Genomic DNA, 10724 nt, shown 5'->3' on the forward strand with positions numbered 1-10724 from the left:
CGTACTGGGTATACCCCGAAGTGCCGGCCATCATGCGCGACGGCCAGACTTTCTTCGGCTTCATCCAGCGCCCCAGCTTGCGGATGGCGTCATTGGCCTCGGCGATCACCGGCAGGATTTCGCTTAATTCCACCTCGACGGCAGGTTTGCCGAAATCGGCAAAGCCGGCGGCAATCACCTCATCCTTGTGCGCCAGCAGCGCGCTCTTCAGCTTCCTGATTTTCTGCAGGCGCTCGGCCTTGCCCGACTGGCGCAGACGCAGCGCGGTGACTCCCTGGGCATCGAATACGCGCCGTATTTCCAGCTGGGTCTGGTCAAATTCGGCGCCGGCCGGAGTTGTCATGGTGTTCATCGCTTGCCTTTGACAAGAGCATTTGTATCCGGCAATTAAAGCACATCGCCTATTCCAAAGGACGATCTTTTACTTGAGCGCCGCCTCCACTTTATAGGCGTTTTAGCCATTCGTTTTTACAGAAAAATAATGATATTCAATAAAAATATTTAATTCAGCAACGATTGCTTATTAGCCCATTAAATTTTCCAATGCTCTTTTAAAAACGTCCTTCATTAGCATCAATTCACATCTGATTTGATTTGATTATCAAATAACGTACGCCAAATACGAATTACAATCAAGGTAACATTTATTGCATAATGGAAATTTATTTATCATATATTTCCTCAAAATAGTGCCCAAAGGAAAATAAAACAACAAAAAAACTAACGAAAAAGTTAAATATTTCAGGCGCGTTACATCACGCGACGGATTGATACAAAATGAAATAACAGCACCCCAAGCATGGTCATTATCGGGGTGCTGTTCGTCATCCGGACATACGCTGTCCGCGCTGACGGCACTGGAAACCCTTGCTCTACAGGTGGCTTATCCGGCCGCCTGTAACAAAGCATGAAGCGAAATCGATCATTTCCTTACCAAAGATGGAGACTTTCCCAGATGAAGAAAACAGTTTTGGCATCAACCCTCGCAGCAATCGGCTTCATCCACCTGCCCCTCGCCTTCGGCGCTGACCAACCCGCCGCTCCCGTTCCCGAGAATCTTGAACGCATTACCATAACCGGCTCAAACATTTCACGCGTCAACAAGGAGGGCCCGACCGCGGTGGAAATCATCAAACGCGACGCGATTGAAAAATCCGGCGCCAGCACCGTAGTTGAGCTGCTGAGCAAGATGCCGTCGGTTTCCGTGGAATTGAGCGGCAATGCCAATAACTCATTCGCCAAGGGAGCTGCGTCGGTGGCATTGCGCGGCCTGGGCGCCAAATACACTTTGATTTTGCTGAATGGCCGCCGCCTGGCCAATTACGGTTTTGCCAATAACGCGGAAGATACGTTTGTTGATCTCAACAGTTTGCCGCTGGCGGCGATCGAATCGGTCGAAATCCTGCGTGACGGCGCCTCAGCCATTTACGGCTCCGATGCCGTCGCCGGCGTGATCAACTTCAAAACCAAGCGCAACTACCAGGGCATAGAAACCACGGCAAATCTTGGCACGAATGAAAAAGGCGACGGCGGCACGGCCGGCGCCAGCATCACCGCAGGCTGGGGCGACCTGGATAAAGATGGACAGAACTTGCTGCTGACAGTCGACGTGCTGCGCCGCAACCCCTTATCCAGCGACAAACACGACGCCACCGCCAATCGCGACTTCAGTCGTTTTGGGGGTGGCGACAGCCGAAGCATAAACCGCTACCTGGGCAGCCTGAACGACCTTACCACTGCCGAACCGGGCGTCCCGATACCCGGCTGCCGCGGCACCGTTGGCGTCAGCGCAGGCACAGGTGATACGCGCTGTTTCACCAATCCCGTGGTGCGTCTGTCGCCAAAGGTGCTGCGCGGTGGTATTTCAGCGATTTTTACCAAACGGCTCAATGGCCGCGACGAATTGTTTGGCGAAGCCTCATATAGCCACAGCGAAAGCACCACTGAACGAGGCCTCCCGCAATTTGACAGCGCATTCATTGGCAAGACCGCCGGCTCGACCAATCCGGGCCTTGCCAACTTGCCTGGCCCCAGCGCAGACGGTTCACTGCAAGGCTTTACACCCGGCGACCAGTTGCGCCTGTACCGCGGCATTTACGAAGCTGCCCCACAACAAAGCAAAGTGACCAGCGACAGTGTGCGCCTGGTAGGTGGTTGGCGTGGCGAAATCGGCCGCTGGGACAGCGAGGCAGCCATCAGCCTCAATCAGAACCGCCTCAAAGAAAGCGGCTCGAATGCCGTCTTGAAAGATGTATCGTCGGCATCGCTGCAAAGCGGCTTGCTCGGCAATGGCGGCTATGATCCCTTTGCTTATTGGAATCCAGCCAGCGTGGTCAATCCACTGCTGACCACTACCGAGCGGGTGGCGACATCGCGCCTCGGAACCATTGACTGGAAAATGTCAGCGCCAGACTTGTTTTCGTTCAACGGCGCACCGGTCGGGTTTGCCTGGGGCGCGCAAGCGGGGCATGAATCCATCGACGACAAACCGGATCCGCTGGCTGTCGCGGGACAGATCACCAATCTGGGCGCCAACAGCAGCAAAGCCAGCCGCTCTGTCTATTCGCTGTATGGCGAGTTCAATGTCCCGCTGATGAAACAGGTCGAAATGCAACTGGCGTTGCGCGGCGATCACTATAGCGACTTCGGCAATTCAATCAATCCCAAAATTGCATTAGCGTGGAGACCGTCAGATCAGATCTTGCTGCGCGGTTCGGCCACTACCTCGTTCAAGGCGCCGACCTTGCCAGAGATTGCATCAACCACGACCGCCTATACCACGGTAGCCGACCGTGCCCGTTGCGGTCCGCTCGGGTATGTCGGGGCCAATTGCAGCTATAGTCCCAGAGTCTACCTGCAAGGCAATCCGGACCTGAAAGCTGAAAAAGCCAACAACTATTCGTTTGGCGTTGTATGGCAGCCAATCAGGGACCTGTCGGCATCGCTGGACTGGTATGGAATCAAACAGCGCAACACGATCCAGTCGCTCGATCCGCAATACATCCTGGACAACGAGGACATCATTCCCGGTTATGCAGCGTTGATTGGCCGCGATCCGCGTAATGCAGCGCTGGAAGCGCGTAATCCGGGACTCAACAAGGGGCGGATCAGCAGCATCACTTCTCCCTATATCAATGTCGGCAGAACCGACCTCCAGGGTCTCGATCTGGATGTGAAATATGATATCGCCCTCGGCAGCTGGGGCAAGCTCAAATTCCGTGAGGTCAACAACTATACGCTGAGCTTCAAGCAAAGCACCACACCGGGAGCCGGTCCTGTGAGCAGGCTGGATTCGCTCAATCATCCAAGGTGGAGCAACTCCTTCCGCACGGCATACGAATATGCCGGCAACGAATTGGCGTTGACCGCCAGAACTTACGCCAGCACCCGCAATATCGACGACCCGACCCACTCCCAGGATCCTGCCATCACGAACGCGCGCGTGCCGTCATACACTGTGTGGGATATGAACTTCAACACCAAGCTGATGAAGAATCTGACATTAAACCTCGGCATCAACAACCTGTTTGACAAGGCGCCGATATATGCCAACACGGCTTACAAAGATGACTTCGTGCAAAACCAGAACGACCTGGTAGGACGCTACATCTACGCCAACATGCGCTACCAGTTCCAATAAGCAGCGTTAACCAAAACGGGCTTCACGCAATGTGAAGCCCGCTTCAATACCTCAGCCGACAATCCGCATCTACGGCAAACGGATTTCACTCACCTCATGCACATCCGGCAGCGCTTTCAGCTTGACCAGGATGACATCGAATTCGCTAGGCAACACACGCAGCAGCGCCACGGTGACTTCTTCAATATCCGCATCATTGGCGTTCTGCTCAACGATGAACTGCTCGATCTGCGCCGTACCCTTGTCCAGCAGCTGCCCGAACATCTGGAACGTCATGGCGCCGCGCCGCACCACCAGCCGCACCTCGCGCCGCTGGCGGGCCACGAAAAAACGTTTTTCCAGCGGCTTGAGACCGGCCAGGATAATCAGGATGATCAGCGTCGCCGCCGCAGCCGCTATGTAGAGGCCGCCGCCTACAGCAAGCCCCACCGCCGCCACCGACCATAGGCTGGCGGCAGTCGTCAGACCGCGGATCACCTCGCCGCGCAGCAGGATCGAACCGGCGCCCAGGAAACCGATGCCGGACACCACTTGCGCCGCCATCCGTGACGGATCCAGCGCAATCCCCGGTTTGCCCACCACCTCCTGGAAACCGTAGGCCGAAACGATCATCACCAGCGCCGAGCCGACGCACACCAGCATGTGCGTGCGCAGGCCGGCGGCCCAGGATAAACGTTCGCGGTCGAAGCCGATGACACTGCCCAGGGCCGCGGCTATCAGCAGCCGGATAATCATTTCAACCTGATCCAATTATTCTTCCTCCAGTAAGTCGTGTTGACGAAGGCCTATGCCAGGTCCAGGGTATTGGTCAGGTCGCCCAGCGGCGCCAGGCGGTTTTCCCGGAACGCCTGATCGCGCGCTACCAGTGCATCCAGCTTGCGCAAGCCGTGCAAACGGGTAATGAAACGCATGATCGAGGTGGTGTCGTACACAGTGTGGTCGACAAACCCTTTTTTTGCATACGGCGAAATGACGGTGGCCGGTATCCGCGAACCCGGGCCCCAGCGGTCGCCCTTGGGCGGCGCTACATGGTCCCACCAGCCGCCATTCTCATCGTGGGTGACGATCACCACCATGTGCTGCCATTGCGGCCCGCGCTGCAGATGGGCGATGACGTTGGCGATGTGGCGGTCGCCCGATTCGACATCGGCATAACCCGCATGCAGGTTCAGGTTGCCCTGCGGTTTATAAAAACTCACCGCCGGCAGCCGTCCGGCATCGATCTCCGCCAAGAACTTGTTGGTAGCCGGATCGTCGCCCAGTCCGGCGTCTTTCAGATGGGTCTCGCGCAACGCCGTGCCGGGAGCAAAACTCTTGAAATAATTGAACGGTTGGTGATGGTACTGAAAATTCGGCACCGCATCGTCGTTCGCCTTGCCGTCCAGCGCAGCCTGCCAGGCGCCGGCATACCAGGCCCAGCTGATATTTTTTTCCGACAGGCGGTCGCCTATGGTGGCGTAGGTTTGCGGCGGCAGCACCATCGGATCGTCAGCGTTCGCGTAAGCCGCATCGCCGCCTATGGCCGGCTTCACGAAACTCGGCTGGTATGGCGGCGCCATGGTGTTGACGGCATAGCCGTCGGGCGTGATGGCGCGGTCGCGCAGGAATTTGGGCGGGCCGTCGATGGCCGATGCCGGATTCTTGTCGTCCAGTTTCAGGCGCGTGCCCTTCGGATCGTCACCCTCGACGGTGGCCACGTTGTGGCGCGCCGGGCTGTTATGGACATCGGGATAGAAAGGTGTCTGCCCGGAAACCAGGAAGATGTGGTTGAGATAGGAACCGCCGAAGGCCGACATGAAAAAATTGTCGCACAGGGTGTATTGCTCGGCCAGCTTCCACAGGCGCAGCTTGCTGGCGGTTTCACCATAGTGGCCCATGGTCAGGCCGCCGGAATCGGCCCAGGCGACGAACTGGTCGTTCTTGCCGCCGTTGATCTGCATCTGGTTCTGATAAAACTTGTGCCACAGATCGCGCGTGATCACACCCTGCGGCAACAGCTTGCCGTGCTGGTCGCTCAGCTTGAACGGCGCGTTCGGCAAGCCGCTGATCTGGTCTTCGGCAATCATGTAACGCTGGCCGCCGACTTCCTGCGCCTGCGGCACCAGGCCGCCCCAGATCTTGGGCAGCTGCGCCAGCGGCGTCTTGCCGTCGCGGTCCAGCTGCGTGTAGCGTGCCTGCATCGCTTGCGACAAAGGTTTCTGCACGCCGGGGAAATTGCCGTACAGGTTATTGAAACTGCGGTTCTCGGCGTAGATCACCACCACATGCTTGATGGCCGACTGCAGCTTCTGGTCCAGCAGTTTTTCCTGGGTTGCAGCGGCGATCTGCTGGTTGCCGTCGCTGGCGCAGTCGGACAATGCCAGGCTGGCGCCGGCTGCAACTACGGTACCAAGGAAACGGCGCCGCGTGAAACCGGCGCTCTCGTCTTCTTCTGTCAATTCTGGTTTTTCGTTCATGCGCAGTTTCAATTTCTTGATGGTGGTTTGCAGCCTGCCATGTTAGCAGCAGACGTTCATCTTTTGGTCATGAAACCGTCAATCCGGCCGCGGCGTCCTCAGCGTGACGAACTCTTCGGCCGAAGTCGGATGGATGCCGATGGTGTCGTCGAACACGCGTTTGGTGGCGCCGGCGCGCAAGGCCACGGCAATGCCCTGGATGATTTCGCCGGCGTCCGGGCCCACCATGTGGCAGCCGAGCACCTTGTCGCTGTCGGCGTCGACGATCAGCTTCATCATGGTTTTTTCATGGTAGTCGCCCAGGCTCAGCTTCATCGGCCGGAATTTTGTCTCGAAGATTTTCAGCTTATGGCCGGCGCCCTGCGCCTGTTCTTCCGTGAGCCCCACCGTGCCGATATTCGGCAAACTGAATACCGCGGTCGGGATCAGTTGGTAGTCCACAGGACGGTATTCCTCGGGGCGGAACAAGCGTCGCGCGACCGCCATGCCTTCGGCCAGCGCCACCGGCGTCAGCTGCACCTTGCCGATGACGTCGCCCAGGGCCAGGATGCTGGGTTCCGAGCTGCGGTATTCCTGGTCGACCTTGACAAAACCTTTGGCGTCCAGCGCCACGTCGACATTCTCCAGGCCCAGGTTGTCCAGCATCGGCCGCCGGCCGGTAGCGTAGAACACGCAATCGGTATCGAGCACGCGGCCGTCTTTCAGGGTGGCCTGCAAACTGCCGTCGGCCTGCTTCGCGATGCTGGCGATATCGGCCTTGAACTGCAGGTCGACGCCCTTCTTCTTGAATTCCTCATTCAGGTGCTGGCGCACGCCATGGTCGAATCCGCGCAGGAACAGGTCGCCGCGGTACAGCAGGCTGGTCTGCGCCCCCAGGCCATGGAAGATCGACGCGAATTCGACGGCAATATAACCGCCGCCGACCACCAGCACGCGGCGCGGCAATTCCTTGAGGAAGAACGCTTCGTTGGAGGTGGTGGCGAATTCCTTGCCCGGGATATCCGGCACCTGCGGCCAGCTGCCTGTGGCGACCAGGATGTTGGCGGCGCTGATGCGCTGGCCGTTGATCTCGACCGTGTGCTTGTCCAGCAGCCTGGCATGGCCTTCGTGCAAGGCGACGCCGCTGTTGAGCAGCAAGCCGCGATAGACTTCGTTGAGCCGGTGGATCTCGCGGTTCTTGTTGGCGATCAGCGTGCTCCAGTCGAACTGCGGCTTGCCGGCAGTCCAGCCAAAACTGGAGGCTTGCTCGAAGTCCTCGCTGAAATGGGCGCCATAGACCAGGAATTTTTTCGGCACGCAGCCGACGTTGACGCAGGTGCCGCCCAGGTAACGGCTTTCCGCCACCGCCACGCGGGCGCCGAAACCTGCAGAAAACCGCGCAGCGCGCACACCGCCGGAACCGGCGCCGATGACAAACAGGTCGACATCAAAAGACATTGGCATTCTCCGCGGCCATGACCAGGCCAAGACGCTCGCCGGTAGCGGCGAGCAATGCCAAATATTACGCTATTGACTACACCGTCGCTTGCTCGTAGGTGAAACTGGAAGGTTTCAGGGCGGTGATCACGATATGCTTGGCGCCGTGCATTTCAACGTCCTTGTTTTCATTCAGGAAAATATCGCCTTTGAAATTTTCGGCGGTAATCCACAGCAAGCCGCTCAGGCACTTGATTCTTTCACCTTGTTTCAAGGCTTTCTGGATCGAGATGGTCTGGTCCTCCGCCAGGTAGACAACGTCATGGGTATGCGCGCGTGTCAGCAGATGGCTGATGTTTTCTGATTTCATGGTTTTGCCTCGGTATGTTGGCGTCAATTGTTGGCGTCAATCGCGTCAAACATTGACTGCCGGAATGATTATTTATTATTATTTATTCCGGCAGACATAACAATCCAGGAAATCAGAACAACACTTGTGCTCCCTGCGCACAAATCAATCAGTCCAGCAAACTCTCGTCCCAGGCGTGCACGGTCTGCTGCTGCTCGCCCAGGCCGTCTATGCCCAGCCGCACCACGTCGCCGTGCTTGAGATACAGCGGCGGCTTTTGCCCCATGCCGACGCCGGGCGGCGTACCGGTGGAAATGATGTCGCCCGGGTACAGGGTGGCGAACTGGCTGATGTAATGGACCAGGAAAGCGACATTGAAGATCATGGTCTTGGTGCTGCCGTCCTGGAAGCGCTTGCCGTTGACCTCCAGCCACATCGACAGGTTTTGCGGATCCGCCACTTCATCGGCGGTGACCAGCCACGGCCCGACCGGCCCGAAGGTGTCGCAGCCCTTGCCCTTGTCCCAGGTGCCGCTGCGTTCGATCTGGTATTCGCGTTCGGAGACATCGTTGATCACGCAATAACCGGCGACATGCGACAGCGCCTGGTCCAGCGCGACATAACGCGCCTTGCTGCCGATCACCACGCCCAGCTCGACTTCCCAGTCGGTCTTGACCGAATTTTTCGGCATCACGATAGCATCGTTGGGACCGCCGAAACAGCTGTTCCACTTATTGAACAGCACCGGCTCCGGCGGCACCGGCAAGCCCGATTCGGCGGCATGGTCGCTGTAGTTCAGGCCTACGCACATGAATTTCCCGAGGCCGGTAAACGGCGCGCCGATGCGGCCCGGACCGGTGATTTCCGGCAGGCTGGCTGGATCGATCGCACGCAGCTGCGCCAGCCCGGCGGGCGTCAGCTGTTGCGCGGTGATATCGCTGACCACGCCGGACAAATCGCGCAGCTTGCCGCCGGCATCCAGCATGGCCGGCTTTTCCTGCCCCTTGGGACCTACTCGTAACAGCTTCATCTCTTGTTTCCTTTTTTAAACTGCGTTGCCTGGAAATAGCCATGCGGACCGGCAGGTTTTAGCTCAAAATACGCAAGCTGGCCCAGACGGGCCTCCTGACAATCCTCTGGAATCGTGTATGCCGAATCTTAATTTATTGCTGGGTTTTGCGCTGGTCGCCTTCGGCATGGTGCTGACGCCCGGGCCGAACATGATCTACCTGATCTCGCGTTCGATCTGCCAAGGCCCCAAGGCCGGCTTCGTGTCGCTGGCCGGGGTCGCCACCGGTTTTGTGTTTTACATGCTGTGCGCCGCTTTCGGCATCACCGCCCTGCTGTTTGCCGTGCCGCTGGCCTACGACCTGCTGCGTTTCGGCGGCGCCGCCTACCTGCTGTACCTGGCCTGGCAAGCGGTAAAGCCCGGCGGCCGCTCGCCGTTCGCAGTGCGCGACCTGCCCGCCGACAGCAACCGCAAACTGTTCCTGATGGGCCTGTTCACCAACCTGCTCAATCCCAAGGTCGCCTTGCTCTACCTGGCGCTGCTGCCGCAGTTCATCGATCCGAACGGCGCCAGCATCCTGGTGCAGTCGCTGGTGCTGGGCGCGATCCAGATCGTGGTCAGCATCACGGTCAACTCGATGGTGACGCTGGCCGCCGGTTCGATCGCCGGCGTGCTGGGCAGCCGGCCCAGCTGGCTGCTGATCCAGCGCTGGCTGATGGGCACGGTGCTGGCCGGCCTGGCGGTGCGGATTGCGCTGCAGGCAAAAAAATAAGCAGGTCGCCCTGGTTATTGGCTAATATGCAAGCTGCCCATGAGATTCGGAGCTGTCTGAATGCAGTATTTGCCGCTTGCCCTGGTTTCCACTCTAGTTTTGCTGCTGCATGCCGCCGGCGTCGTCGCCGCGATCCACGCCTTGATGCACACCCGCACGCCGCAAGGCGCGGTGGCCTGGGTGTTCGGGCTGGTGCTGCTGCCCTATTTCACGCTGCTGCCTTACCTGTTCCTTGGCAGTAAACGTTTCACCGGTTATGCCGAACTACATCACTCGCGGCTGGCTCGCCTGCGCCAGCTGGACGATCCGGCCCAGCGGACGTTAGCCGCGCAATACCCGCCGCATGCCGGCGCCCAGCGTTACCAGGCCATCAGCAAAATGCTCGGCGTGCCGTTCCTGAGCGGCCACCGCTTGCGCTTGCTGATTAACGGCAAGGCCAGTTTCGATGCAATCTTCGAAGCCATCGCCGGCGCCGAGCACTACGTGCTGGTGCAGTTTTTCATCATCCACGACGACGAACTGGGCCGGCGGCTGCAAGCGGCGCTGCTGGAACGCGCCGCCGCCGGCGTCCGCGTCCACGTGCTGTACGACGGCGTCGGCAGCCACGATCTGCCGGCAACCTACGATGCCATCCTGCGCGCCGGCGGCGTCCAGATCCACCGCTTCGCCACACGGCGCTGGCGCAACCGCTTCCAGCTCAACTTCCGCAATCATCGCAAGGTGGTCGTAGTGGACGGCTGGCGCGGTTTTGTCGGCGGCCTCAATGTCGGCGACGAATACCTCGGCCTCAAGCCGCCGCTGGCGCCGTGGCGCGACACCCACATGGAACTGCAGGGTCCGGCAGTGGCCGACCTGCAATTGGCCTTCGATGAAAACTGGCACTGGATCACCGGCGAACCGCTGGCCTTGCTGCCGCCGCGCGCCGGCGACGGCCACGCCACCAGCCTGATTGCCGCCACCGGACCGGCCGATGCGCAAGAAACCTGTTCGCTGTTCTTCGTCCAGGCGATACACGCCGCCCGCCACCGGCTGTGGCTCGCCACGCCTTACCTGGTGCCAGACTCGGCCGTCAACGCCGCGCT

8 protein-coding genes and 1 pseudogene are annotated in these 10724 nt (G+C 59.1%); 3 read left to right on the plus strand and 6 right to left on the minus strand.

Annotated features, from left to right (window positions below; translation table 11 throughout):
• Positions 1-352, minus strand: a pseudogene (locus tag JWQ61_RS17100) (aldehyde dehydrogenase family protein); the annotation flags it as partial.
• 618 nt (positions 353-970) lie between these two features.
• Between JWQ61_RS17100 and JWQ61_RS17105 the strand changes: the two are divergent.
• The gene (locus JWQ61_RS17105; RefSeq protein ID WP_304361580.1) at positions 971-3640 is read left to right on the plus strand and encodes a TonB-dependent receptor; all 2670 of its coding nucleotides are present in this window, start codon (positions 971-973) and stop codon (positions 3638-3640) included.
• 69 nt (positions 3641-3709) lie between these two features.
• Here JWQ61_RS17105 and JWQ61_RS17110 read toward each other — a convergent pair whose 3' ends face one another.
• From JWQ61_RS17110 to JWQ61_RS17130, 5 genes are all read right to left on the minus strand, one after another.
• Entirely contained in the window at positions 3710-4375 is a 666-nt protein-coding gene (locus JWQ61_RS17110) for an MgtC/SapB family protein (protein ID WP_041743376.1), read from the minus strand.
• A gap of 50 nt (positions 4376-4425) precedes the next feature.
• On the minus strand, positions 4426-6096 hold the full coding sequence (locus tag JWQ61_RS17115) for an acid phosphatase (protein WP_304361581.1): 1671 nt from the start codon (positions 6094-6096) through the stop codon (positions 4426-4428).
• Between the two features lie 78 nt (positions 6097-6174).
• Positions 6175-7533 carry a glutathione-disulfide reductase gene (gene gorA, locus JWQ61_RS17120; RefSeq protein ID WP_304361582.1) on the minus strand — a complete coding sequence of 453 codons (1359 nt, stop codon included), beginning with the start codon at positions 7531-7533 and terminating at the stop codon, positions 6175-6177.
• A 76-nt stretch (positions 7534-7609) separates the two neighbouring features.
• Entirely contained in the window at positions 7610-7882 is a 273-nt protein-coding gene (locus tag JWQ61_RS17125; protein WP_041741844.1) for a DUF2917 domain-containing protein, read from the minus strand.
• Positions 7883-8030: 148 nt separating this feature from the next.
• On the minus strand, positions 8031-8891 hold the full coding sequence (locus JWQ61_RS17130; RefSeq protein WP_304361583.1) for a fumarylacetoacetate hydrolase family protein: 861 nt from the start codon (positions 8889-8891) through the stop codon (positions 8031-8033).
• Positions 8892-9009: 118 nt separating this feature from the next.
• Here JWQ61_RS17130 and JWQ61_RS17135 point away from each other — a divergent pair, with 118 nt between their 5' ends.
• Both JWQ61_RS17135 and JWQ61_RS17140 read left to right on the plus strand, forming a co-directional pair.
• Entirely contained in the window at positions 9010-9642 is a 633-nt protein-coding gene (locus JWQ61_RS17135; protein WP_304361584.1) for a LysE family translocator, read from the plus strand.
• 60 nt (positions 9643-9702) lie between these two features.
• On the plus strand, positions 9703-10724 hold a 1022-nt coding region (locus JWQ61_RS17140), incomplete at its 3' end, for a phospholipase D-like domain-containing protein (RefSeq protein WP_304361585.1).

This window comes from Collimonas fungivorans (assembly GCF_028292705.1).
In the GTDB taxonomy this organism is placed as follows: domain Bacteria; phylum Pseudomonadota; class Gammaproteobacteria; order Burkholderiales; family Burkholderiaceae_D; genus Collimonas; species Collimonas fungivorans_B.

What these genes read in the sequence shown, in the direction of transcription:
- JWQ61_RS17110 (WP_041743376.1), bottom strand. Translation starts at nt 4,375, where the DNA reads ATGATTATCCGGCTGCTGATAGCCGCGGCCCTGGGCAGTGTCATCGGC.
- JWQ61_RS17115 (WP_304361581.1), bottom strand. Translation starts at nt 6,096, where the DNA reads ATGAACGAAAAACCAGAATTGACAGAAGAAGACGAGAGCGCCGGTTTC.
- gorA (WP_304361582.1), bottom strand. Translation starts at nt 7,533, where the DNA reads ATGTCTTTTGATGTCGACCTGTTTGTCATCGGCGCCGGTTCCGGCGGT.
- JWQ61_RS17125 (WP_041741844.1), bottom strand. Translation starts at nt 7,882, where the DNA reads ATGAAATCAGAAAACATCAGCCATCTGCTGACACGCGCGCATACCCAT.
- JWQ61_RS17130 (WP_304361583.1), bottom strand. Translation starts at nt 8,891, where the DNA reads ATGAAGCTGTTACGAGTAGGTCCCAAGGGGCAGGAAAAGCCGGCCATG.
- JWQ61_RS17135 (WP_304361584.1), top strand. Translation starts at nt 9,010, where the DNA reads ATGCCGAATCTTAATTTATTGCTGGGTTTTGCGCTGGTCGCCTTCGGC.